This window comes from Eubacterium multiforme (assembly GCF_030813415.1).
Taxonomy (GTDB): Bacteria; Bacillota; Clostridia; order Clostridiales; family Clostridiaceae; genus Clostridium; species Clostridium multiforme.
Genome location: NZ_JAUSUF010000001.1, coordinates 809531 through 834167, shown reverse-complemented (window position 1 = coordinate 834167; position 24637 = coordinate 809531). Strand labels below are relative to the sequence as shown.

The following is a 24637-nucleotide window of genomic DNA, read 5'->3' as shown; positions in this document are numbered from 1 at the left end:
TAATATAAGTATTAATAATAACAAAAAAGGGGTGTTTTTATGAAGACTATTAATTGCGTTGGACTAGCATGTCCTAAACCAGTAATAGAAACTAAAAAATATTTTGAAGGAATAGAAAAAGGAGAGGTTGTTGTAATTGTAGATAATGAAATAGCTAATACTAATGTAACAAGATTTGCTGAGAATTCAGGATTTACAGTTAATGGTGTTGAAGAGGCTGGTTTATTTAGACTTACAATATCTAAGGAATTAGAAGGAAAGAAAGAAGAGAAAAAGGATACTTTCTCAATAGTAATTTCTACTGATAAAATGGGTGAAGGGGATGATGCTTTAGGAAAACTTTTAATGAAGAGTTATATGTATGCCCTAAGCGAATCTTCAGAAATTCCAGAGGAATTAGTTTTCTTAAATGGAGGAGTTAAACTTGTAACAGAGGGAACAGAAGTTATTGATAGTATTAAGGAATTAGAGAGAAAAGGAACAAAAATTGTATGTTGTGGAACATGCTTAGACTTTTATGGACTTAAGGACAAGCTTTTAACAGGTGAAGTTTCAAATATGTATACAATAGTTGAAATTATGAATGGTAAAAGGATAGTAAAAATATAGATTGTTTTTTAATATAGAAATATCTGATTTTAATATGATATAATCTATCATATTAAAAAAAGATTTATGGAGTATTTTATGAAACACATTTTTATTATTAATCCTGTAGCGGGAAAAGGAAAAAGTATAGAATTTAAAGAAAAGATAGAAGATATATTTAAAGATTTAGATCTTAAGTATGAAATAGTAATCACAGAAAAAAGTGGATATGCTACAAGGAAAGTTAAAGAATTAACTTCAAAGGAAAAATGTAGAGTTTATTCAATTGGTGGAGATGGAACATTAAATGAAGTTTTAAATGGAATGATAGGTTCAGATAGTTCTCTTGCTGTTATACCAGCAGGTTCTGGTAATGATTTTGCTAGAACTTTATATGGAGATATAAGCTGTGATAATATATTACAAAAATTAATATATGGTAAAGAAAAGACAATAGATGTTGCAAAGTTAAATGAAAGATATTATTTAAATATATCTTCTGTTGGTTTTGATGCAAATGTAGTTAATAATGCTAGAAAGTATAAAAAATATAGGTTAATAAGTGGTCCTATGGCTTATGCTATAGGACTTATAAATTCACTAATAACTTTTAAATCTATGAAATTAATATTTGAAGTAGATGGAAAAGAAATAGATACTGAAATGTATTTAATTGCAGTAGCAAATGGAAAATGTTATGGTGGAGGAATAAGTATAGCACCAAATGCAGAAATTGAAGATGGCTTTTTAGATGTTTATGCTATAAGAAGACCTAAGGTACATAGACTAATTAGATTTTTACCTAAAGTTATTAAAGGGAAAGATATTAGAGATATAGATGAAGTAACATATATAAAGTGCAAGAAAATTCGTGTGAAGGCAAAGGAAGAGATAACAACAAATATAGATGGAGAAATTGCATTTTTAAATGATATGACCTTTGAAATAATACCAAAGGCTATAAATATTATAGTTCCTAAAAAAGAAATAAAGGAAGTGTAAAATGTATGAAAAAATATGATTTAGTAGTTGTTGGTGGTGGAATATCAGGAATGACAGCAACTTTAGCAGCTTTAGAAAATGGAATAAAAAGTGTGCTTTTAATAGATAGAGAAGAAACATTTGGTGGAATACTAAATCAATGTATTCATAATGGTTTTGGTAAATCATATTTAGAGGATGAAGTTACAGGTCCAGAATTTGTAGAACTTATTAGGATTAAACTTTCAAAATATGACTTTGATAAAAAGAAAAAAACAACTGTACTAAATATCTCAGAGGATAGAGTAATTACATATGTTAATGAAAAGGATGGAATGAGAGATATAAAAGCTAAGGCAGTTATTTTGGCAACTGGATGTCGTGAAAGATATACAGGTAATGTACTAGCACCTACAAGTAAGTTTACAGGAATATTTACCATTGGCAATGCTCATAGATTTATAAATTTAGAAGGATTATTGCCGGGGAAAAATCCAGTTATTGTAGCAAATAGTAAATGGGCAATTATACTTGCAAGAAGAGTAGAAATTGAAGGTGGAAAAGTTGCATCACTAATAATAAATAAAAATAGCGGCTTTGTTCTTACTAAAGAGGAAAGAGAAATAATAGAAGATTTTAATATAAATTTATTAGAAAATGCTAAACTTTTAGAAATAGAAGGAAATAAAAGAATAAATAAAGTTAAGGTGCTAGATAAAAATACAGATGAAATTAAAGAAATAAATTGTGATTCATTATTTTTATCTGTTGGGTATTATCCAGAACTTGGAGTTGTAAAAAAACTTAATCTTGAAATAGATAAGAGTTTAAAAACACCAAAGGTTAATAACTATAAAACTTCAAAGGAATGGTTATTTGCCTGCGGAAATGTTATACATGGTAAAAAGTGTATAGATATGGATGATATAAATGGATATGATGCAGGATTTATAGCATCACAATATATCCTTAAAGAAATTGAATAGTAAATCATTTCCCTTTTCATTTAGGTGAATTCCATCTAAAAATATCTTTTCATTTATATGATTTTTAGTTAATGTATAAAAATCAACATATTTGAAAGGATATTTTTTTTGTAAATTAATAATACTATCTCTTAAAATAGGAAGATTTTTATCACAATGGTCATAATAAGGAGAGGGCATAAATATAGCTTCAGCCATATTTTTTATTATAATAGGTGGTATGCCAACTATTATAGATGAATTATTATCTAAAGATTCCTTAATCATAAGTTCTATATTTTTAATTATATAATCCACATTTCTTCCACTTAATAAATCATTAGTACCTCCCATTATAAAGGTTATTTTTGGAAGGTTTTTAGTTACATCTTTATAATATCTTGTAAGCATTAAGGAGGTTGTATCTCCATTTACTCCTTTATTTAATATTTTTAGGTTAGTATATTCATTTTGTAATTTATAAACCCAAGAATTTTTTCTAGAAACTCCATAGCCAAAAGTTAGGCTATCTCCAATTAAAACCATATCTATATTTTTAGAATTCATAAAATATCACCTCTAAATTTTAAAAAAGTTTATTAAAACAACTTTTGCATATTAATGTTTTTCCCTTATTTGCTTTAATTGAGTCTTTAGGAGAAACTTTTTTCTTACATATCTCACAAGTATATTCTAAATTTTTAGTTTCTATTTCTTTTGGTTTTAAGTTTTTTGAAATAGGAGATTTATTTAGTGAAGTATAATTTTTTACAGGTAATTCCTCATCTCTTTCCTCTAATGAAAATGAAAGTTTAAATTTACTAGCTGGATATAATTCAAGTTCAAAACGAGGATCTTCCTTGTCATAATATTCTTCAACAATTATTTTTATAATTTGAGCATCATTTATTATAAGTCCACTTTTTTCAATTCCATCAAAAATACTTTTTGATATATTTATTGTATCTGGATGTCTTTTTTCACTTTTATAATAAACTTTAAGTATTGCAATAAGACTTTCAGTAAAAACTACACTTGGATTTTGAACCCTTGCTACATAAGCTATTTCCTGTTCATAAAGGGCATACCTATCATGATATTTTCCAGTATTATATGGTAAAATAGCTCTTCCATCTTTATTGTGTAATTTAAAGTTTGATTTAGTTATAGGAGATCCCTTAACTATAACTTTTGCATATGATGACATATATTAAACTCCTTTAGACATTAATTTTCCAAAAATTGAAATTAAAATGTAATGAAATAATTAAATTAAAATTATATAATTTAACTATACATTATTAAAAAATACTTAACAAGTACTGGTTTCATTGATAATAAAGTGTTAATGAAGTATAATTACAAATAGTAAATTTATACGATTATATAAAGAAGAGGGAATTTTAAAATGGATAGAAAATTAATTTTAGCAATTGAATCAAGCTGTGATGAAACATCAGCTGCTGTTGTTTTAAATGGTAGGGATGTTTTATCTAATATAATAGCTTCTCAAATAGATACTCATACAAAATTTGGAGGTGTTGTACCAGAAGTTGCATCAAGAATGCATATTGAAGTTATAGATGAAGTAGTTAAAGAGGCTTTAGAGAAAGCTAATGTAACTTTAGATGATATAGATGCAATTGGTGTTACTTATGGACCAGGTCTTGTTGGAGCCTTATTAGTTGGTCTTCAATATGCAAAGGGCCTTGCTATGGCATCAAAGAAACCTTTAATTGGAGTTAATCACATAGAAGGACATATATCAGCAAATTATATACAACATAAAGATTTAAAGCCACCATTTGTTTCACTTGTAGTTTCAGGAGGACATACTTTTATAGTTTATGTAAAAGATTATGGGAAATATGAAGTTATTGGACAGACAAGAGATGATGCGGCTGGAGAAGCTTATGATAAGGTAGCAAGGGCAATAGGACTTGGATATCCAGGAGGCCCTAAAATAGATAAGTTAGCTAAGGAAGGAAATAAAGATGCAATAGCTTTCCCAAGAGCTAAATTTCACGATGATACATTAGATTTTTCATTTAGTGGAGTAAAGTCAGCAGTTCTTAATTATTTAAACAAGTGTAAGATGAAGGATATAGATGTAAATAGAGCTGATGTTGCAGCATCATTTCAAAATGCTGTAGTTGAAGTTTTAAGAGATAATGTTTTTGCAACTTGTGATAAGAAAAAATTAGATAAGATTGCAATAGCAGGTGGAGTTGCCTCAAATTCGGCTTTAAGAGAAGCTTTAATTTCAGAAGGAAATGAAAAGGGAATAAAAATATTATTCCCAGAACCAATATTATGTACGGATAATGCAGCTATGATTGGAAGTGCAGCATATTTTAGATTTATGATGGGAGAAGAATCATCATTAGATTTAAATGCTAAACCAAATTTAAAATTGTAGTGTAGCAGGGGGATGAATATGAGATTATTACCTAATTCTAATAGCTTACATAAAGTAAATATGAAAGAAAAACTCCCAAAACCAATTCTTTTTAAGAGAATAATAATAACAATATTAATAGTTATTTTAGCTGGAATGATTATTCAATGGGGATATGGATTTTATGTAGGAGAAAAGATTGATTCTAGAATGAAATATACTAGAGTTAACGAGAAAAAAATGGAATATAACAATTCTGGAACAGGAGATTTAACAGTAATCTTTGATGGAGATATGGCAGCTAACTCATATGAATGGAAAAATGTAGTGAATGAGGTTCAAAATACTGATGGAGTTAAAACTTTTGTATATAACAGAAGAGGATATGGATTTAATGATGGAGGAGATAGATTAACTCCAAAACAGCAAGCTGAAGATTTAAAGATATTATTAAGAAAATCAGCTGTTAGTGCTCCATATATATTAGTTGGAGAAGGATATGGTAGTTTGGTAATGACTAATTTTGCAAGTATGTATCCTGATACTGTAAAGGGAGTAGTTTTAGTAAATCCATATGATGAAAATAAATTAAATAATAGTAAAAACACAATTGGAGATACATTAGATTTAGTAAGAAAGAAAATAGAATATTTAGGATCAAAGTGTTCATTGACATTGTTATTAGATAAATTAGGACTAGCAAGTAATAATAAAGACTTTGAAAATAATTTACAAAGTATAGCTAAAGAAGAATATAATTTAAAGAAGGATCAAAGTAATTACAGAGAAGCTGTATATAATGAAAGAAAAAATATATATGATAAGGTAAGTAATAGCCAAAGAGCTGGAATGTTTAAGGACATACCTTATTATATAGTAAGTAATGAAGAAAATAATTCTTTAAAAAATCTTGGAAGTCCAGATTTAACATTCCAATATAAGAGTAATTATAATGGAAATATGTATTCTATGATGGATAGTCAAAATGTTGAGAATGCAATTAAAAAAGTTGTGGAAACAGCTAGACGAATAGAAAAAAAGAATAATAAAAATAATAATTAAGCTTAATGTAAATTTATATGGTTATAATAATACTGAATAGAAAGTAACTATTCAGTATTTTTTTATAAAAAATTTTAGTATTAATTAAAATTTTCTTTTTATGTCATATGGTTGACACAAAGAGTTTTTATACTATTATTAAGCAAAGTTTGATTGGGAGGGATATAATGAATACAGATGAAAATAAAAATAAAGATTTTAATAGCAATAGTGATAATATAAATATAAATTATCAGCCAAAGAAGAAAAAAGGAAAAAGAACAGTACTTATTGCGTCGCTAGTTGTAATAGTAGCTTTATTAGCAGGAGTTTGTGGTAGTGGGATAACATATTTTATTATGAGAAATAATGATAATAAAATTATTCAAAGTGATTCTAGTAATGGAGGTTCTTCAGGATTTAAGGAAGGAGCTAAATTAACAACTCAACAAGCTTTTAATAAGGTAGCTCCAGCAGTTGTTATAGTTTCAACTAAAGGACTTATGCAAAATGGAATGTTTCCAAAGGAAGTTGAAGGTATAGGATCAGGCTTTATAATAAATAAAGAAGGATATATTTTAACTAATTATCATGTTGTAAAAGGAGCACAAGAAGTAACAGTAACTTTAAGCACAGGAAAAGAAGTTAAGGCTAAGGTAGTTAATTATGATGAAAATCAAGATATAGCTATGATTAAATTAGAAGGAAAATTCCAAGTACCAGCAGTTGCAGAACTTGGAAATTCATCAGATGTAAAGCCAGGAGAAGATGTTATTGCAATAGGAACTCCTTTATCTAAAGACTTTGCACAAACAGTAACAAAGGGTGTTGTAAGTGCAGTTGGAAGAAGTGTAAATACTGAAACAGGAAAACAAGTTAATTTAATTCAAACAGATGCAGCTATAAATCCAGGAAATAGTGGAGGTCCTTTAGTTAATTCAGAAGGAAAAGTAATTGGTATAAACACATTAAAGTTAGCTGGAGGAGCTGAAGGAATAGGATTTGCAATTCCAATTAATGAAGTTAAAGATAAATTAGATGTTCTTTCAAAACCAATATTAACTTTAGGAGTTAAAGTTAGAGAAATAAATAAAGAAATGTCTAAACAATATAACTTACCAGAAGGAATTTATGTTGTAGAAGTTGTACCTTTTTCACCAGCAGAAAAAGCAGGGATTAAACAAGGAGATACAATAGTAAAATTTGGAGGAGAAAAGGTAAAAACTCTTGAAGAATTAAATAATATTAAAAATAAAATGAAATCTGGAGATAAGGTAGAAACTCAAGTTATAAGGGACGGAAAGAAAATAAACCTTACAGTAGTTTTAGAATCTAATTAAAATAATAAATGCACACTAAACTTATATAAGTTTGGTGTGCATTTTTTTATGTGGCAATAAACTTTTGGTATAGTATAATTAAGTTAATTAATAATATTAGGGGGTTTTTATGAGTAAAATTACAGAAGTTTATAATGCATTATTAGACCTTCAAAAAGGGGAAACTAAAGGAATTACAGCTAAACGATTAAGTGAATTTATGAATTTAAATAGGGCAAATGTATCTAGATACTTAAATCAATTATATAGTGAAGGTAAAGTATCTAAGGAAGAAGGAAGACCAGTAAAATATTCTATAATTACTGAAATAACAGAAAATAAAATAAAAAGTAAAAATAAAAGAGAGATAGAAAATTTAGAAAACAATAGTTTAGATAGAATGGTTGGAGCAAAGCAAAGTTTACAAATTCCAATACAGCAGGCAAAAGCAGCAATGATGTATCCACCTAGAGGACTTCATACAATAATACTTGGAGAAACTGGTGTTGGTAAGTCAATGTTTGCAGAACTTATGTATGAATTTGCAAAGGAAGATAAGTTGTTAGATAAAAATGCTCCATTTGTAAGATTTAATTGTGCAGACTATGCCGATAATCCACAGCTTGTAATTGCACAAATATTTGGTGTTAAAAAGGGAGCATATACAGGGGCAGACAAAGATAAGGAAGGTTTACTTAAAAAGGCAAATGGAGGAATAATATTTTTAGATGAAATACATAGATTATCTCCACAAGGACAAGAAATGTTATTCACTTACATAGACAAAGGATATTTTAGACCACTTGGAGATACGGAAAATCCAATATTTTCAGATGCTCAAATAATTGCAGCAACAACAGAAGAACCAAAATCATATCTTTTGAAAACTTTTACAAGAAGAATTCCTATGACAATAACTCTTCCATCCCTTAAGGAGAGAAGTGCAACAGAAAGATATCATTTATTAGAGCAATTTATAAAGGGAGAATCAAAAAGATTAGGGGAAAGTATTTATTTTAATAAAAATGCATTGATTTCATTTTTATTATATGACTGCCCTAATAATATAGGTCAATTAAAAAGTGATATACAACTTGCTTGTGCAAAGGCATTTTTAAATTATAAAGCAAGTAGTAAGGATTTTATAATATTAGATCAAAGTGATTTACATCCTAGAGTAAATAAAGGTCTTATGAAGCTTCAAGATAACAGAAAGGAAATACAATCTTTATTAGGTAATGCACCGGATATTTTAAGATTTTCATATAATGATGATAATTCAATAAATATTTTTGAAAAGAAAGAGGAGAGTATTAAAGAGGAATATTTTTATGACATTATAGAAAATAAATTAGATTACTTAAAAAAGAAAGGAATGGAAGAGGAAGAAATAAGTCAAATAATAAATATAGATATAGAGAGTTATTTCAAAAAATATATAAGAGATTTACCAGAGGAAGTTAGAAAAGAAGAAGTAACTAAAGTAGTTAGTGAAGATATTGCTAATATGGTAGAAGAGATTCTTAACATGGCTTCAACTAGGTTAAATAGAGAATATGATGAAAAGGTTTATTTTGGACTAGCACTTCATCTTCAAGGAAGTATTGAAAGAATAAGACAAGGAAACAAAATTTATCATCCAAAATTAAATCGTGTAAGAGTACAATATTCTGATGAATTTATGATAGCAATGGAGGCAGCTAAAAAGCTAGATAATAAATTTAAAATACAAGTACCATTAGATGAAATTGGATATTTAACTATGTTTATAGCTGCAAAACCTTATGATTTTAATGAAAAAGAAGAATGTAAAGTTGGAGTAATAGTAATAATGCATGGACATTCAACTGCATCTAGTATGGTGGAAGTTTCTAATAAACTTATTGGTGAAGATTATGTAGTCGCATTGGATATGCCTTTAAGTATGAAAGCGGAACAAATGTATGAAATAGCAAAGGAAAAGATTAAAGAAATAAATAAAGGAAAAGGTGTAATACTTTTAGTTGATATGGGTTCTTTAACAAACTTTGGGAAAATGATTGAAGATGAAGAAAATATAGTTATAAAGACAATAGATATGGTAAGTACATTAACTGTAATAGAGGCAGGAAGAAAAGCATTAAATGGAAGAAGTGTAGAGGAGATCTATAAATCTTGTAAAGAAATAAGTAAATTTGGAGTAAATATAGAAAATAGAGTTAAAAGTGAAAAAGATAAAATTATAGTTACAACATGTTTTACTGGGGAAGGCTCAGCAGAAAAGCTTAGAGAAATAATTATTAAAGGACTTGATGATTCAAATATTTTAGTTAAACCTCTTGATATACTAGATAAGAAAAAATTTATAGAAAATATAAATAAATTAAAAAAGAAAAAGAATATTTTAGCTATAGTAGGTAGTATAAATTTAAATGTTAGTGATATTCCATTTATATCAGCAAAAGATATATTAGTTGGAGATGGAATAGAAAGATTAAATACTTTTATTAGTCAGGAAGAAGATTTTCAAAAAATAACTAACTCAATAGATTCTCAACTAGAAGATATTGATGGAAAACATTTAGTTAGCATTTGCAGAAATGTTGTTTGTGATATACAAGAAAGTCTTAATATAAAAATATCCCATGAGGTTTCTGTTGGAATAGTAATTCATATGTGTTTCTTAATTGAAAAGATACTTAAAGGAGAAAGTAGAAAGAAATTTGAGAATTTAAATGTATTTAAAAATAAATATAATAGAGAATTAATTCTTATAAGGCAAAGTATTATGAAATTAGAGCGAAATTATGATGTTAATATAAATGAAGATGATTTAGCATTTATTGTTAGAATGTTTATAGGAAATACTATGTCTGTGTAGAGTGTAAATAGTGTGTAATAATTTTAAAGTATACTGTGCAATTAAAATACACACTAAAATAAAAAAATATACATTTAAAAGTAAGGAAATAAGCAATTATGGGTAAATAGGGTAATTAAAAAATATTTGGCATAAGAGTTGCTAATTATAAATAGTGTAAATATAAATAAAAAAGTATATTAGTAAAATTTAAAATACAAGTAGAGTTATAGGGAGGAATAGGATATGAAAAAGATATTATTATGTTGTTCAGCAGGAATGTCAACAAGTCTTTTAGTAACTAAAATGGAAGCAGCAGCAAAGGAACAAGGAATTGAATGCAAGATAAATGCATATTCAGAAGCAGATGTTAAAAATCATGAGGACGAAATGGATGTATTACTATTAGGACCTCAAGTTAGATTTTTATTAAATAAAATGAAAGAAAAATATGAGCCAAAGGGAATTCCTGTTGCAGTAATAAATACAGTAGATTATGGAACAATGAATGGACCTAAAGTATTAGCATATGCTTTAAAATTAATTGATGAAAAATAGTATTTCAAAAATTAAATAAGTTAGTGGTTAATATATTGAAGGGGAGTTTTAATAACATGGAAGAGATAGTTTTAAACTTAATAATGCATAGTGGCGAAGCTAGAAGCTATGCAATGGAAGCTATAGGGCTTGCAAAAGGTGGAGATATTAAAGGGGCTAAGGATTTAATTGAAAAATCCAGTGAAGAATTAGGTGAAGCACATCATTCACAAACAAGTCTAATACAAGGAGAAGCTGCTGGTGAGAAGGTAGAATTTTCACTTCTTTTAATGCATGCACAGGATCATTTAATGACAACTATGACATTAAAAGATTTAGCAAATGAAATAATAGATTTATATGAAAGAATAGAAAAATAAAATAATACTTAAATGATGAACTCTAAATTGTAAATATTAGAGTTCATTATTATATAAGATAGGAAGATGTATTATGAAATATATAATTGGAGTTGATGGTGGAGGCACTAAAACTGAAACAATAGCTTATGATTTAAAGGGAAACATTTTAAGGAGTGCTTTAACTGGTTTTGGAAATTTAGTTAATGATGAGAAAAAGGCATTAGAAAATATAACATCAGGAATAGAAGTAATAATAAATGACTTAGGTTCTAAAGATGTTGTAGGTATTTATTTAGGACTTGCTGGTTCAGAAGTTTCTGAAAATGCAAAAAAGGTAAGAGATGAAATTAATAATAAGTTTGGGTTAGATTCAATAGTAATGAATGATGGCGATTTAGCCTTAAAAGCAATGCTAAAAGGTGAAGATGGAATTTTAGTTATTGCAGGAACAGGTTCTAATGTTTTTGGTATTAATAAAGGAAAGCAAGGAAGATGCGGCGGATGGGGTCATTTACTTGGAGATGAAGGAAGTGCTTATAAAATCTCTATTGAAGCTGTTAAAAGAATGATTTATGAATATGATTTTGGACTAGATAAAAGTAATCTTTCAAAGGAAATATTAAAAAGTTTAAATATTAATAGTGTAGATAAAATAATTGGATTTATTTACTCAAATAATAAGGATAAAATAGCATCTTTAGGGTCAGTAGTTTCAAAATGTGCAGATAATGGAGATTGTTATGCTAAAAAAATATTAGAAGATGAAGGAATATTACTTGCTAAGGATGTAGAGAGGGTATTTAAAACTTTAGAATTTAAACACTGCAAAGTAGGACTTGTAGGTGGGGTTATTAAAAATTCAAAAATACTAAGAAATTCCTTTGAAAAATATTTAAATGAGCATATAACAGTGGATGAATTTATAGATGATGAGGTTTCAGCATCTAAGGGGGCTTATTATATATATAAAAATTTAGAAATTTAAAATTGTGGAGGAAAAAGCAATGAAAAGGTTAGGGATTTCAGTATATCCAGAACATTGTGATATGGATAAAATACTAGACTATATTAATCTTTCTGCAAAATATGGGTTTGAAAGAATATTTACATGCCTTTTATCAGTTGAAGGAAAGAGTAACGAAGAGATTATAAATGATTTTAAAGTTATGATAAATGTTGCAAATAAAAATAATATGGAAGTTATAGCAGATATAGAGCCAAGTATATTTAAAAAATTAGGAGCTACAATAACAGACCTTTCAGTATTTAAAAAGATGGGATTAGGTGGTATAAGGTTTGATATGGGTTTTTCAGGAAATGAAGAATCTATAATGTCCTTTAACAAAGATAATTTAAAAATAGAACTTAATATGAGTAATGGTACTAAATATGTAGATAATATAATTTCATATAAACCTAATATAGATAATATATATGGATGTCATAATTTCTATCCACATATTTATACTGGACTTTCCTATGAACACTTTATAAAATGCAGCAAGCAATTTAAAGAACTTGGTATTAAAACTGCGGCTTTTGTTAATTCAAAGGAAGCAAATATTGGACCATGGCCAGTTTCTGAGGGACTTTGCACATTAGAAATGCATAGGGACATGGCAATAGACATACAAGCCAAACATTTATTTGCAACTGGTTTAATTGATGATGTTATAATAGCAAATTCCTTTGCATCAGAAGAAGAATTAAAAGCTTTAAGTGAATTAAATAAAGATATGGTGGAGTTTACAGTTCAGTTAGAAGAAAATATTCCAGAGCTTCAAAAGAAAGTAGTTTTGGAGGAACTTCATTTTAATAGAGGAGATTGTTCAGATTACGTTATACGATCAACTCAATCAAGGGTAAAGTATAAAGGTGAAAGTTTCACTCCATTTAATAGGATAGATATTAAAAGGGGAGATATTATAATTGATTCAGATTTATATGAAAGATATGCAGGAGAATTACAAGTTGCAAGAAAAGATATGAAAAATAATGGTAAAGTTAATGTTGTTGGGAGAATTTCTAAAGAAGAACAATTTTTAATGGATTATATTGAGCCATGGAGTAAATTCGGATTTAAACTTAAATAATTATTATAAAGTTTAATATATATGAGAGAGGTGTAATTTATGGATAAAAAAGGAATAAAAATAGTTACTATAGGTGGAGGTTCAAGCTATACACCAGAATTAGTAGAAGGTTTTATAAAAAGATATGATAAGTTACCTGTAAGAGAATTATGGTTAGTAGACATAGAAGATGGTAGAGAAAAACTTGAAATAGTAGGAAGTTTAGCAAAGAGAATGGTTAAAAAAGCTGGAGTTCCAATGGAAATTCATTTAACTTTAGATAGAAGAGAAGCTTTAAAGGATGCAGATTTTGTTACAACACAAATAAGAGTTGGACTTTTAGATGCAAGAATTAAAGATGAAAGAATTCCTTTAAGTCATGGAGTTATAGGACAAGAAACAAATGGTGCAGGGGGAATGTTTAAAGCTTTAAGAACTATTCCAGTAATATTAGATATTGATAAAGATATGTCAGAACTTTGTCCTAATGCATGGATGATAAATTTTTCAAATCCAGCAGGAATGGTTACAGAAGCTCTTTTAAGATATGGGAAAAATAAAAAGATAATAGGTCTTTGTAATGTTCCAATAGGAATGGAAAAGGCAGCTGCAGAAATGCTTGAAGTTGATCATTCAAGAGTAAGATTTGATTTCTTTGGCTTAAATCATATGGTATTTGGAAAAAATATTTATGTAGATGGAGAAAATGTAACTGATAAAGTTATAGATTCTATTGCAGGTGGAAAACTTGGATCAATAGTTAAAAATATAAAGGACTTTGAATGGAATTCAGATTTTATAAAAGCATTAGGTATGATGCCTTGTCCATATCATAGATATTATTTCCAAACACAGGATATGCTTAATGATGAATTAAAAGAGTTTGCAAAGGGAGAAACAAGAGCAGAAGTAGTTAAGAGATTAGAAAAAGATTTGTTTGAATTATATAAAGATGAGCATTTAGATATAAAACCACCTCAACTTGAAAAAAGAGGAGGAGCATACTATTCAGATGCTGCTTGTAGATTAATTTGTTCAATATATAATGATTCTTTAGATATTCAACCAGTAGATGTTAGAAATAATGGAGCAATTGAAGGTATTGATGATGATTCAGCTGTGGAAGTTTCATGTATTATAACAAAGGATGGACCAAAGCCAATAGCAATGGGTAAAATTCCTGTATCAGTAAATGGATTAATTCAAACAATTAAATCCTTTGAAAAGTTAGTTGTTGAAGCTGCAGTAACTGGAGATTACCATAAGGCATTAATGGCACTTTGTATGAATCCATTAATCCCTTCAGAAAAGATGGCAAAAATTCTTTTAGATGAATTATTAGAAGCACACAAAAAATATTTGCCACAATTTAAGTCACATTTTAATTAAAAAATAAGAAATAAATATATTAGAGATTTAGAGATGTATTTTTTTTACATCTCTTTTCTTTTATTTATAGTTATTTTTAAAAATTAGAATTAACCTAAAACATAACTATTTTAAAGAATTATTTGTGAATAAAATATGTTATAATTGTAGCTGAAATTTCTAAAATGTAAATTTTTTAAGGCAATAAGCATTTATTTTAAGACTTAAGGGGGAAATGTATGGAAAAATTATTTAATATGGATAAAAGCTTTATAAAAAAAGTAGTAATTTTAGCTTTACCCATAGTTATTCAAAATTTTATATCCTCGTCATTAAATATAATAGATACTATGATGATAGGTAAACTTGGAGAAAGTGAAATAGCAGCTGTGGGAATTGCTAATCAATATTTCTTTATGCTTAATATTTTAATGATGGGTTTATTTAGTGGAATAGGAATTTTTATATCTCAATATTTTGGTAAAAGAGATAGTAAAAATATAAAAAAGCTTGTGGGAATAGGAGTTATTGCTGCAATTATTCTTGGAAGCATATTCACATTATTTGCTCAAGTTACTCCAGAAGGAATAATAGGAATATTTAATAAAGATAGTAATGTTATAAAACTTGGAGGAGAATATTTAGTTATTGTATCAATAAGTTATATATTTACAGCAATAACTTTTAATTATGGAATTGCATCAAGATGTATAGAAAAAACTTCAGTACCAATGATAGCAAGTGCAATTGCATTATTAACTAACACAATTTTAAATTATGGATTCATATTTGGAAATTTTGGTTTGCCAGAACTTGGTGTTAAGGGAGCAGCTATTGCAACATTAATAGCGAGAATATTAGAATTTATAATTATGGTAGGTTATGTGTATTACAGCAAAAATGAGTTAGCTGGTACTTTAAAGGAATTATTATCTTTTAATTTAAAATTTATAAAAAGGATATCAGTTACTGTACTTCCAGTAGTTTTAAATGAGGGATGCTGGGGACTTGGTGCAGTAATGTATAATGTAATATACGGTAGGATTGGAACAAAGGCAATTGCATCAGTTCAAATAGCTACAACAATAAATAATTTATTTATGGTAATAATATTTGGACTTGGAAGTGCAACTTTAGTTATGGTAGGAAACCAAGTTGGTAGAGGCGACGAGAAAAAAGCAAATGAGTATGGAAGAAATCTTATAAAACTTAGTTGTTTAATTGGAGTTTTAATTGCAATAGTATTAGCCTTATCTGCTAATAAAGTTATATCAATATATGATGTTTCAGAACAGGTTAAACTTTGGGCTAAATCAATTATTTATGTAACATGTATTATTATGGTTATGAGGGTTTATAACATTATAGTAGTTGTTGGAGTTTTAAGAGGGGGAGGAGATGTAAAGGTATCTTTCCTTATAGAAGCTATAACTATGTGGTGCATTGGAGTTCCACTTGCTTTAATAGGAGCATTTGTATTAAAGCTTCCAGTGTATTTAGTTTATGCACTTTGCACCTTTGAAGAAATTGCAAAGTCAATTGCATGTTTTAAGAGAATAAAGTCAAGAAAGTGGATAAAAAATTTAGTATCATAAATATAAGGGAATGAGAGGGGATTTATGGAAAATTTAATATTGTATATTGTTGCTGGATTCTTTTTAATTGGAGCTATAGATTATATACTTGGAGATAGATTAAGTCTTGGGTATTTATTTAAGGATGGATTAAATACAATGGGTCCACTTGCAATTTCTATGGTTGGAATAATATCTTTAACACCTGTAATTACTGAAGGACTAAATTTGTTTTTAGTTCCAATTGCAGAAAAGATAGGAATTGATCCTTCAATATTTGTATCTAGTATTATAGCAATAGATATGGGAGCATTTAATATAGCAGAAAATATTTCAATAAGTCAAAATATGATTTACTTTTCAGGGGTATTAATGGCATCTATTTTAGGATGTACATTAAGCTTTACTCTTCCTTTGGCACTTGGAATAATAAAAAAGGAAAGCAGAAGAGAATTTTTTATTGGTACTTTATTTGGGATTATAACTATTCCAATAGGATTATTTGTTGGAGGATTATTACTTAACATTCCAATAAAAATTATACTTATAAATTTATTACCAATAATAATAATTTCAATATTATTGGGTCTTGGAATAGCTTATAAAGGTGACATTATGATTAAAGCCTTTGATGTTTTTGGTAAGATTATAGTTGTTATAAGTATAATAGGTTTAACTTTACAAGGAATTCAATCAATTTCAGGATTAGTAATTTTTAATAACCTTATGCCCTTACAAGAGGCATTAACTATTGTAGGAAAAATTGCTATATTTTTAGGCGGCGCTTATGTTATGTTAGAGGTTATAAAAAGAGTTTTAGAGAAGCCTTTAGATAGGATTTCAAATAAATTTGGAGTTAATAATTATTCTATTGCAGCATTTTTAGGAAGTTTAGCATCAGCAATAATAGTCTTTTTAAACTTTGAAAAGCTTGATAGTAAAGGAAGAATATTATGTAGCGCTTTTTCTGTTGGAGGAGCATATGTTTTAGGAGGTCAGCTAGGCTTTGTTGCAAGTGAAGCTCCTAAAATAGTAAGTATTTATATTTTTACTAAATTATTATGTGGACTTTTGGCAATTTTAATTGCAATATTATATATAAAGAGTAAAGAAAATAAAATTAAAGTTTAAAGGATTGATTTTATGAAGGGTAAGATGAAAACAGCTGGTATTTTTATAATAACAGTAATTGTTTCTTTGCTTATTATTAATTATTTTAGTAGAGATAGAAATAATACAGTAAGTGGAGAAATCACTATATGGGGAGATGAAAACACTTATGGTTATATAAATGAATTAGCTAGTGACTATATGAAGAATAATAAGAGAACAAAAATAAAAGTTGAAAAAGTTAATTCTAAGGATTATTTCAATAAAATTATTAATATAAAGAAAAAGGATATGCCAAATATTGCACAGTTTAATAGTTTGGATATGAGTAAATTAGCAAGTAAAGGCATTGAACTTGCTAATGAATGGAATTTAATAAACACATATAAGATGAATTTTTCAAATAGTAGATTACAGGAAGTAAATATTAATGGAAAAATATTAGGAGTTCCCTTTACTAGTAGACCATTAGTATTATATTTAAGAGAAGATGTATTAAATAAATACGGATATTCTAGTGAAGATATAAATACTTGGAATGATTTAACTAAAATATCAGAGGATATTTATAAAAAAAGTAAGGGAAAATATAAAGGATTAAATGGAACTGGACAAGATTATAAAGATTTATTAACATTGCTTATAATGCAAAATATGGAGTATAACAAAGATAAAGACAAAATAATTAAGTCAGTAAATAAGGAAATAGATAGTCTTAAGAAAGATAACATACTTACAGCAAATAATGATGAAGGTTATTTTGGAAAAATTTCTTCTATAAGAGGTATGAATGCTATTGAAGATTTAAAGGAAAAGTGTACATGGACAGCAAATAATCCACCAGCTTCTGAAATTGGATTAAATAGGTTTTTTGTAGCACAGGGAGAAAATTTTGTTGTATTAAATAGTGATAGTGATAATTCTAAACTTATAAATAGTTTTTTAGAATATATAAGTAACAATACTAAAATAGCATTAAAATATGCAATTAAAGGAGAGATTTTCCCAAGTTATATATTTGCTTATAAAAGTAAAGATGTAGAAGAACCAATTAATAATTTTAAAGGGAAGAGCCCTCTTGTTATTATGAGTAATATATCAAAGAAGGCCCCTAAAATAGAAGAATATAATCTTTACAAAAAAATAGAAGAACAATTAATAAATTAATGATGATATTATTTTTTCATATGCATTAAGAGTTTTCATTGCTGTTTGCCTCCAAGAAAATTGGAGGCTTCTTTTATATCCTTTTTTTATTAAATTATTTCTTAAATCATGGTTTTCTAGTAGGTTAAACATACTTTGAGAAAGTTCATCTTCTATTAGTGGGTCTATAAGAATGGCTGAATCTTTTGTAACCTCTGGTATTGAAGTTGTATTTGAAGTTATAACGGGAGTGTTACATTTCATTGCCTCTAATGGAGGCAGACCAAAGCCTTCATAATAAGAAGGGTATACAAATATTTCAGCACCATTATAGAGAATAGGTAAATCTGAGTTTTCTAAAAATCCTGTAAAGACAACATCTTCACTTAAATTTAAAGTATCACAATAATTTTTAAGGTTAATTCCTTCATCTTTAAGGGAGCCTCCAAGAACTAATTTATATTTTTTAGACAAATTATTTTTAATTTTAAAAAAGGCATTTATTAAGCCTTTTACATTTTTTCTAGCACTAAATCCACCTATATAAAGTATATAAGGATCTTTGAAATTAAATTTATTTTGTATTAATTCTCTACATTTTATTTTATCCATAGGAGTAAATTCGTTATTTGCAGATAGGGGAGTAACAAATATTTTATCCTCTGGATAACCTTTAAAAAACTTTAATATATCTTTCTTTGAATATTCTGATACTGTAAGTATGCTTTTTGAGTTTTCTATTATTTTTGGCATATCCTTTAAAAATCTTTTTAAATATCCAGAGCCAACAGTTTCTGGCATTATATAAGGAATTAAATCATGTATTGTAACTACTGTATTTATATTATAGTCAAAGGGATAGCCTATTCCATTTTGAGGAATATGATATAATTCTAAGTCATTATTTTTAATTAAATTTGGAATATATTCTTTTTCAAAAAAGCTTCCATGCTTTCCAGAACACAGAATAAGTTCTGTATTATTTTTTAAGAAGCTCTTATCTATTTTACCAGTCCAAATAAGTGTAAAAAGGTTACATTCATCTATGTTTATCATTTCTGAAATTAAGTTTTTTGTATATGTTCCTATTCCAGTACCTTCATGTAAATTTATACTTCTAGAATCTATGCAAACTTTCATTAAAACACCTCAAATTATCTATATAATATAAAATATTAAAAATAGTAAATTTGGTGAATGAAATCACATTGGATTAATAGATTCATATAATAAAAATAAATAAGATTTTGGAGAAAATATATGAATCTTAATGAAATAAAAAAAATAGTTGAAGAGGAGTATTGTATAAATATAAAATCTATTGAAAAAATTAAAAATGTATATAAGATAAATGGAAATGATGGATATTGTCTTAAAGTTGTTAAATATAATTTCTCTCATTTTTATTTTATTTTATCTTCAATACTTCATTTAAGGAATAAAGGATATTTAAATGTTTTAGATATAATAAAAAATAAAAATAATAAATATTATGTAAAATTAGATTTTGAAGTCTATGGATATTTAACAAAGTGGATTGACTCTAGAAAAAGCGATTATGATAATTTAGAAGAACTTAAAAAGATAGCAGAGGAGTTATCTAGATTACATGTTTATAGTAGAGATTTTACTATTACTAAAAATATGAATCCTAGAATATATTGGTTTTCATGGATAAATGTTTTTAAAACTAGAAAAAGGGAAATTATAGATTTTGCAAATAGAATTTCTCAAAAGGCTAAAAAAAGTGAGTTTGACAATATATTTTTAAATAATTTATATAGTGAACTAGATAGAGCAAACAGAAGTATAGAAGGACTTAAAAATAGTGAATACATTAATATAATGAAAAAACATATGATTAAAAGGGAGTTTTGCCATCATGATTTTGCAGATCATAATGTTTTAATAGATAAAAATAATCATATAAACATAATAGATTTTGACTACTGTATTTTAGATAGTCACCTTCATGATTTATCTTCTTTATTTATTAGGTCTATGAAAAATCATAGGTGGAGTATTAAAAAGGGAAATGAAATACTTAATAGTTATTCTAAAAATATTGAAATTACTAAAGATGAATTAATTGTTATGAGAGAATTTATAAGATTTCCACAAAGTTTTTGGCAAATTGGACTTCAAGTATATTGGGAACAGCAACCTTGGAAAAAGGAAATTTTTTTAGATAGGATTACTAAATACTTAGAAGATAGAGAAGAAAGGGAAGAGTTTATAAATAATTTCTTTAATTAAGGGGGGATTTATTATAAATGAGGAAATTCTTTCAAAATATTTATTAGAACATGATGTATATATAATAGGAGAATATTTTAAAACTAAAAAAAGTAATTCTAATATTTTAGACCATATAAAAATAATAAAATCTATTCAAAATATACTTATTGGATATCATGTAGTTGAAAAAAATAGTATATTAAGTGAAATAGGAAAAAGGGTTGATAGAATTTTTGTAATGACTAAAAAGTTAGAAGAGATATTTAAAGAAAAAAGCTATTATGAAAAAAGAATATTAGAAGAAGCAAGAAATGGACTTAAAGAATTAGATAACATTAATTATATAGATATATATAGAAGAGGAATGGAAAAAAATGAAATGTGTATAGATAAAATTGATGAAAGCAACTTAAGACTTATGGATAATATTGAAATTGGAAAGATTAAAAAACTTAATTTTAATATAATTGAGGAAGATTTTATAAATTACCTTCTTAAATGGAAAAGAAAATGTAGCAAAGAATTAATTAGAGAATATTCAATTGAGTATGTAAGAGAATTAGATTTAAAGAAAAATAGTTTTGATTATATAAATTTAATTGTTAATATGCCTCAAGAAAGTTTAAAGTATTGGTATAAAAATAGGTATGAATGGGATTTGTTTAAGAATGATTTTGCAAAGATTGCAGAAAAGGAATTAGGGTTTTAAGGGAGGTCTATAATGGGAAAGGTTAGGTACTTAGAAAAAAATTTTCTTTGTAGATATGATTTAAGTAAAAACTTTTTTGATAAGTTAGGTCTTAATATATTAGATATTACTCCTCTTAGAAAATTATTTATATTAAACACAACTGATGGAGCTAAAATTCTTAAAAAAGTTGATTATAAAGAGGATAAAATAAGATTTATAGATGAATCTTTAAATTTCATAAATAAAGAATTTAAAAATACTATGAAGATGGATAGATTTAATGAGAATGAAGCCTTTATATGTTGGAAGGGTGAGGACTATATATTAATGGATTTAATAAAGGGTCGTGAAGCATCAGTAAGTAATCCTATTGAAGCTAAAATGTGTAGTGAAGCATTAGCTAATCTTCATAAAGCCTCTAAAAATATATTAGAACATTTAAATGAAAAGGGAATTGAACCTATTATGGGAGAGGATTTATGTGCTTATTATAACAATATAAAAAATGATCTTATAAATATAAAGTCATGGGTTAAAGGATATTCTTATAAAAATGAATTTGATAAATTATTTTTAGAAAACTGTGATAGGTATATAGAAGAAATAAAGAAAGTAGAAGAAATGCTTTGGGTTAGTAATTATAAAGAATTAATAAAGGATAAAGAACTTATATCTATATGTCATAATGATCTTGCAAATCATAATTTTATAGTTAATGAAAAGGATGTTAATATAATTGATTTTGATTATGGAACAGTAGATTTAAGAACAGTAGATTTAGCTGATTTTCTTTTAAAATGGATTAAAAATAGTACCTTTGATATAAGTAAAGGTAAGGTCGTACTTGAAAGTTATAACAATATATTAAAGATTAAAGATGAAGAGTATAAACTAATATATGTATTAATGAGCTTTCCAAGAGATATATATTCAATAATTAAGTCTTATTATCATAAAAGTAAAGAATGGGACATGGAAGTATTCCTTCACAGATTTAAGAATAAATTAGAAAATGATATATTTAGAATTAAATTTTTAAATGATTATAAAGAGTTTTATGAAAAAGAGATACTTTTAAATTAATAAAAGAAGTGGGTAATAAGAAAAATTTTATTACCCACTTCTTTCAATTGTTTAAAATATTCTCATAAGCTTTAACTGTAGATATTGCAGTGTTTTCCCAAGAGAATAATCTACTTCTTGTTAAGGCTTTCTTTACCATGGCTAATACAAGTAAACTATCACTTAAAACTTTTTCTATTGCATAACTTAAATCATCTGGGTTATTTGGATTTATAAGTAGTGCAGAATCATAACATATTTCTGGAAGGGAGGTTACATTAGAAGTTATTACAGGAGTACCACAGGCCATAGCTTCTATAGGTGGTAATCCAAAACCTTCATAAAATGATGGATAAACTAACATTTCAGAGGCATTATAAAAATAAGGTAAATCCTTAGCTGGAATAAAACCTGTAAAAATAACATCATTTTGAACCTTTAAATCCCTAGCCCTCTTTAGATAGTTGTCATATGAAAGGCCTTTTTTACCTGTTATAACTAATTTAGTAGTTTTTCTATAAGGAGCAGGTAATAAAGAGAAGGCTTCAATTAGTCCTATTATATTTTTCCTTGGGCTAAAACCCCCAACATATAATATAAAGTCTGATTTAATACCATATTTTTTTTCAATATTTTTTTTGCATTGGCACTTGCTCATTGGTTTATAAATATCTTCAGCAGCTAAATGAGTTACAAAAATTTTATCTTTAGGAAATTTAAATTCCTTAAATATATCTTGCTTTGAAAACTCTGAAACAGTTATTATACCATCACAATCATCAATGATTTTTGGCATTTCATCATTAAATATTTTAAGGTAACGATCACTTACTGTCTCTGGCATTCTAAGTGGGATTATATCATGTAATGTAATGGCTTTTTTACAGTTATTAATATTTTTAGAAAGTCCTACACCGTTTTGAGGAACATGATACAATTCCATATTATTGTTTGTTAAAATATTAGGAACTCGAATTTCATCCCAAAAATTATCTTTAACTACTGTATCAACCTTTTCAATTTTAAAGTTAGAATTTAAATTATTTAAGGCTGGATTATCTGGAGTGAAAATTAAATAATTATTATTAAAGTCTACATTATTTAAACTTCGTATTAATTGATTAGTATATGTGCCAATACCTGTTCCTCTATACAATTTTGCGGCTCTGCCGTCAATGCCAATTTTCATGACTTAATCCTCTTTTAAAGTATTATTACTTTTATTATATATATTTATAGTAAAAAATGTTAATAAAAGAAATTGTATATACATATAAATATTAAAGGGGTGATTGAAATGATGAGAGAGTTTGAAATAGAAAGACAATTTAATATTGAAATTGAAACTCTAAAGGCAAATAAAGGGGTGTACTATTTAAACACTAACAAAGGAGAAAGATGTCTTAAAAAAATAAATTATGGACCTCAGAAACTTTTATTTGTTTATGGAGCAAAGGAACATTTAATAAATAATGGATTTGATAAAGTGGACAGATATTTTTTAAACATAGAAGGTGAGCCATATGCCTTAGTAAATGAAGACTTATATACTTTATCAAAATGGTTAGATGGAAGGGAATGTGATTTTAATAAAGTGCCAGAAGTAAAACTTGCAGCAGAAACTTTAGCAAAATTACATGAGGCATCAAAGGGATACGATCCACCTGAAAATTCTAAGTTAAAAAGTGATTTAGGAAGATGGTTAAATCTAATGAAGAAGAGAGTTAAGTCCTTAGATAAAATGAGAGATATGGTTAGAAAAAAACATAATAAAAGCGACTTTGATTTACTTTATATAAAATCAATGGAATTTTATAAAGAAATGGGAAGAGAAGCTTTTAAAACATTAGAGGAATCAAATTACAATGAACTTTGTGAAATTGCAGAAACAGAAAAAAGTTTTTGTCATCATGATTTTACTTATCATAATATAATAATTGATAACAATGAGGAAGTAAATGTTATAGATTTTGATTATTGTAAAAGAGAAATAAGAGCCTTTGATATTTCAAATTTTATGATAAAAGTTTTAAAGAGGGTAGATTGGAATATAGAATATGCAAAGGCTATAATTGAATCCTATAATGATGTAACTCCTTTAAGGGAAGATGAATATAAAGTACTATTAGCATATTTACAATTTCCACAAAGATATTGGAGATTAGCTAATAGATATTATTATAATGAGGTTAATTGGGGACAAAATACATTTGCAAAAAAACTTCAAGGAATAATAAATGAAAGAGATAATTATCTTAAATTTTTAGATGAGTTTAAAAAAGAATACAATATTAACTAAAATAAAACTCCATATTGATGGAGTTTTATTTTAGTTAAACAGAAAGT

The 24637-nt window shown here is 26.8% G+C and carries 23 protein-coding genes; 19 read left to right on the top strand and 4 right to left on the bottom strand.

Annotated elements, in window-relative coordinates:
- The first annotated feature begins 39 nt into the window (after positions 1–39).
- The 3 genes from yedF (at position 40) to J2S18_RS03900 (ending at position 2555) form a co-directional block, all read left to right on the top strand.
- The gene (yedF, locus tag J2S18_RS03910) at positions 40–609 is read left to right on the top strand and encodes a sulfurtransferase-like selenium metabolism protein YedF (protein WP_307483475.1); all 570 of its coding nucleotides are present in this window, start codon (positions 40–42) and stop codon (positions 607–609) included.
- A gap of 78 nt (positions 610–687) precedes the next feature.
- On the top strand, positions 688–1590 hold the full coding sequence (locus tag J2S18_RS03905) for a diacylglycerol/lipid kinase family protein (protein WP_307483472.1): 903 nt from the start codon (positions 688–690) through the stop codon (positions 1588–1590).
- 5 nt (positions 1591–1595) lie between these two features.
- Entirely contained in the window at positions 1596–2555 is a 960-nt protein-coding gene (locus tag J2S18_RS03900) for an NAD(P)/FAD-dependent oxidoreductase (protein ID WP_307483470.1), read from the top strand.
- On the opposite strand, the gene J2S18_RS03895 is transcribed toward J2S18_RS03900, so the two are convergent.
- Both J2S18_RS03895 and J2S18_RS03890 read right to left on the bottom strand, forming a co-directional pair.
- Positions 2526–3101 (bottom strand): GDSL-type esterase/lipase family protein, encoded by a 576-nt coding sequence (locus J2S18_RS03895; RefSeq protein WP_307483467.1) that lies wholly within the window; start codon positions 3099–3101, stop codon positions 2526–2528. The two genes, J2S18_RS03900 and J2S18_RS03895, sit on opposite strands and share 30 nt — an antisense overlap.
- A 19-nt stretch (positions 3102–3120) precedes the next feature.
- Positions 3121–3741 (bottom strand): RusA family crossover junction endodeoxyribonuclease, encoded by a 621-nt coding sequence (locus J2S18_RS03890; RefSeq protein WP_307483465.1) that lies wholly within the window; start codon positions 3739–3741, stop codon positions 3121–3123.
- Positions 3742–3942: 201 nt separating this feature from the next.
- Here J2S18_RS03890 and tsaD point away from each other — a divergent pair, with 201 nt between their 5' ends.
- The 12 genes from tsaD to J2S18_RS03830 all read left to right on the top strand — a co-directional run bounded on the left by tsaD (position 3943) and on the right by J2S18_RS03830 (position 18321).
- Positions 3943–4953, top strand: coding sequence for a tRNA (adenosine(37)-N6)-threonylcarbamoyltransferase complex transferase subunit TsaD (tsaD, locus tag J2S18_RS03885; RefSeq protein WP_307483463.1), 1011 nt, complete (start codon positions 3943–3945; stop codon positions 4951–4953).
- Between the two features lie 18 nt (positions 4954–4971).
- Positions 4972–5994, top strand: a complete 1023-nt coding sequence (locus J2S18_RS03880; protein ID WP_307483460.1) for an alpha/beta fold hydrolase — start codon at positions 4972–4974, stop codon at positions 5992–5994.
- Between the two features lie 167 nt (positions 5995–6161).
- Complete coding sequence (locus J2S18_RS03875; RefSeq protein ID WP_307483458.1) at positions 6162–7313, top strand: S1C family serine protease; 1152 nt, start codon at positions 6162–6164, stop codon at positions 7311–7313.
- A gap of 109 nt (positions 7314–7422) precedes the next feature.
- Positions 7423–10152: a sigma-54-dependent transcriptional regulator gene (locus tag J2S18_RS03870; protein ID WP_307483456.1), complete on the top strand. Its 2730-nt coding sequence runs from the start codon at positions 7423–7425 to the stop codon at positions 10150–10152.
- A gap of 225 nt (positions 10153–10377) precedes the next feature.
- Positions 10378–10689, top strand: a complete 312-nt coding sequence (locus J2S18_RS03865; RefSeq protein ID WP_307483453.1) for a PTS sugar transporter subunit IIB — start codon at positions 10378–10380, stop codon at positions 10687–10689.
- Between the two features lie 56 nt (positions 10690–10745).
- A complete protein-coding gene (locus tag J2S18_RS03860; RefSeq protein ID WP_307483451.1) occupies positions 10746–11048 on the top strand; it encodes a PTS sugar transporter subunit IIA in 303 nt (100 codons plus the stop codon).
- Between the two features lie 73 nt (positions 11049–11121).
- Positions 11122–12015 (top strand): N-acetylglucosamine kinase, encoded by an 894-nt coding sequence (locus J2S18_RS03855; RefSeq protein ID WP_307483448.1) that lies wholly within the window; start codon positions 11122–11124, stop codon positions 12013–12015.
- A gap of 19 nt (positions 12016–12034) precedes the next feature.
- Positions 12035–13123, top strand: a complete 1089-nt coding sequence (locus tag J2S18_RS03850) for a DUF871 domain-containing protein (protein WP_307483446.1) — start codon at positions 12035–12037, stop codon at positions 13121–13123.
- 39 nt (positions 13124–13162) lie between these two features.
- On the top strand, positions 13163–14491 hold the full coding sequence (locus J2S18_RS03845; protein WP_307483443.1) for a 6-phospho-beta-glucosidase: 1329 nt from the start codon (positions 13163–13165) through the stop codon (positions 14489–14491).
- A gap of 218 nt (positions 14492–14709) precedes the next feature.
- The gene (locus J2S18_RS03840) at positions 14710–16065 is read left to right on the top strand and encodes an MATE family efflux transporter (protein WP_307483440.1); all 1356 of its coding nucleotides are present in this window, start codon (positions 14710–14712) and stop codon (positions 16063–16065) included.
- A gap of 24 nt (positions 16066–16089) precedes the next feature.
- A complete protein-coding gene (eutH, locus tag J2S18_RS03835) occupies positions 16090–17175 on the top strand; it encodes an ethanolamine utilization protein EutH (protein WP_307483438.1) in 1086 nt (361 codons plus the stop codon).
- A gap of 12 nt (positions 17176–17187) precedes the next feature.
- On the top strand, positions 17188–18321 hold the full coding sequence (locus J2S18_RS03830; protein WP_307483436.1) for an ABC transporter substrate-binding protein: 1134 nt from the start codon (positions 17188–17190) through the stop codon (positions 18319–18321).
- Here J2S18_RS03830 and J2S18_RS03825 read toward each other — a convergent pair.
- Entirely contained in the window at positions 18310–19440 is a 1131-nt protein-coding gene (locus tag J2S18_RS03825; RefSeq protein ID WP_307483434.1) for a glycosyltransferase family 4 protein, read from the bottom strand. The genes J2S18_RS03830 and J2S18_RS03825 overlap by 12 nt on opposite strands.
- Before the next feature lie 120 nt (positions 19441–19560).
- On the opposite strand from J2S18_RS03825, the gene J2S18_RS03820 reads away from it, so the two are divergent.
- The 3 genes from J2S18_RS03820 (at position 19561) to J2S18_RS03810 (ending at position 22312) form a co-directional block, all read left to right on the top strand.
- The gene (locus tag J2S18_RS03820) at positions 19561–20556 is read left to right on the top strand and encodes a CotS family spore coat protein (RefSeq protein WP_307483431.1); all 996 of its coding nucleotides are present in this window, start codon (positions 19561–19563) and stop codon (positions 20554–20556) included.
- Positions 20557–20776: 220 nt separating this feature from the next.
- On the top strand, positions 20777–21247 hold the full coding sequence (locus tag J2S18_RS03815; RefSeq protein WP_307483428.1) for a hypothetical protein: 471 nt from the start codon (positions 20777–20779) through the stop codon (positions 21245–21247).
- 12 nt (positions 21248–21259) lie between these two features.
- The gene (locus J2S18_RS03810; RefSeq protein WP_307483425.1) at positions 21260–22312 is read left to right on the top strand and encodes a CotS family spore coat protein; all 1053 of its coding nucleotides are present in this window, start codon (positions 21260–21262) and stop codon (positions 22310–22312) included.
- A gap of 43 nt (positions 22313–22355) precedes the next feature.
- On the opposite strand, the gene J2S18_RS03805 is transcribed toward J2S18_RS03810, so the two are convergent.
- Positions 22356–23480 (bottom strand): glycosyltransferase family 4 protein, encoded by a 1125-nt coding sequence (locus J2S18_RS03805; protein ID WP_307483421.1) that lies wholly within the window; start codon positions 23478–23480, stop codon positions 22356–22358.
- Between the two features lie 108 nt (positions 23481–23588).
- Here J2S18_RS03805 and J2S18_RS03800 point away from each other — a divergent pair, with 108 nt between their 5' ends.
- Complete coding sequence (locus tag J2S18_RS03800; protein ID WP_307483418.1) at positions 23589–24590, top strand: CotS family spore coat protein; 1002 nt, start codon at positions 23589–23591, stop codon at positions 24588–24590.
- Positions 24591–24637: the final 47 nt, after the last annotated feature.

Excerpts from the sequence above, each read along its gene's own strand:
- yedF (WP_307483475.1), top strand. The coding sequence starts at position 40 with ATGAAGACTATTAATTGCGTTGGACTAGCATGTCCTAAACCAGTAATA.
- J2S18_RS03905 (WP_307483472.1), top strand. The coding sequence starts at position 688 with ATGAAACACATTTTTATTATTAATCCTGTAGCGGGAAAAGGAAAAAGT.
- J2S18_RS03900 (WP_307483470.1), top strand. The coding sequence starts at position 1,596 with ATGAAAAAATATGATTTAGTAGTTGTTGGTGGTGGAATATCAGGAATG.
- J2S18_RS03895 (WP_307483467.1), bottom strand. The coding sequence starts at position 3,101 with ATGAATTCTAAAAATATAGATATGGTTTTAATTGGAGATAGCCTAACT.
- J2S18_RS03890 (WP_307483465.1), bottom strand. The coding sequence starts at position 3,741 with ATGTCATCATATGCAAAAGTTATAGTTAAGGGATCTCCTATAACTAAA.
- tsaD (WP_307483463.1), top strand. The coding sequence starts at position 3,943 with ATGGATAGAAAATTAATTTTAGCAATTGAATCAAGCTGTGATGAAACA.
- J2S18_RS03880 (WP_307483460.1), top strand. The coding sequence starts at position 4,972 with ATGAGATTATTACCTAATTCTAATAGCTTACATAAAGTAAATATGAAA.
- J2S18_RS03875 (WP_307483458.1), top strand. The coding sequence starts at position 6,162 with ATGAATACAGATGAAAATAAAAATAAAGATTTTAATAGCAATAGTGAT.
- J2S18_RS03870 (WP_307483456.1), top strand. The coding sequence starts at position 7,423 with ATGAGTAAAATTACAGAAGTTTATAATGCATTATTAGACCTTCAAAAA.
- J2S18_RS03865 (WP_307483453.1), top strand. The coding sequence starts at position 10,378 with ATGAAAAAGATATTATTATGTTGTTCAGCAGGAATGTCAACAAGTCTT.
- J2S18_RS03860 (WP_307483451.1), top strand. The coding sequence starts at position 10,746 with ATGGAAGAGATAGTTTTAAACTTAATAATGCATAGTGGCGAAGCTAGA.
- J2S18_RS03855 (WP_307483448.1), top strand. The coding sequence starts at position 11,122 with ATGAAATATATAATTGGAGTTGATGGTGGAGGCACTAAAACTGAAACA.
- J2S18_RS03850 (WP_307483446.1), top strand. The coding sequence starts at position 12,035 with ATGAAAAGGTTAGGGATTTCAGTATATCCAGAACATTGTGATATGGAT.
- J2S18_RS03845 (WP_307483443.1), top strand. The coding sequence starts at position 13,163 with ATGGATAAAAAAGGAATAAAAATAGTTACTATAGGTGGAGGTTCAAGC.
- J2S18_RS03840 (WP_307483440.1), top strand. The coding sequence starts at position 14,710 with ATGGAAAAATTATTTAATATGGATAAAAGCTTTATAAAAAAAGTAGTA.
- eutH (WP_307483438.1), top strand. The coding sequence starts at position 16,090 with ATGGAAAATTTAATATTGTATATTGTTGCTGGATTCTTTTTAATTGGA.
- J2S18_RS03830 (WP_307483436.1), top strand. The coding sequence starts at position 17,188 with ATGAAGGGTAAGATGAAAACAGCTGGTATTTTTATAATAACAGTAATT.
- J2S18_RS03825 (WP_307483434.1), bottom strand. The coding sequence starts at position 19,440 with ATGAAAGTTTGCATAGATTCTAGAAGTATAAATTTACATGAAGGTACT.
- J2S18_RS03820 (WP_307483431.1), top strand. The coding sequence starts at position 19,561 with ATGAATCTTAATGAAATAAAAAAAATAGTTGAAGAGGAGTATTGTATA.
- J2S18_RS03815 (WP_307483428.1), top strand. The coding sequence starts at position 20,777 with ATGACTAAAAAGTTAGAAGAGATATTTAAAGAAAAAAGCTATTATGAA.
- J2S18_RS03810 (WP_307483425.1), top strand. The coding sequence starts at position 21,260 with ATGGGAAAGGTTAGGTACTTAGAAAAAAATTTTCTTTGTAGATATGAT.
- J2S18_RS03805 (WP_307483421.1), bottom strand. The coding sequence starts at position 23,480 with ATGAAAATTGGCATTGACGGCAGAGCCGCAAAATTGTATAGAGGAACA.
- J2S18_RS03800 (WP_307483418.1), top strand. The coding sequence starts at position 23,589 with ATGATGAGAGAGTTTGAAATAGAAAGACAATTTAATATTGAAATTGAA.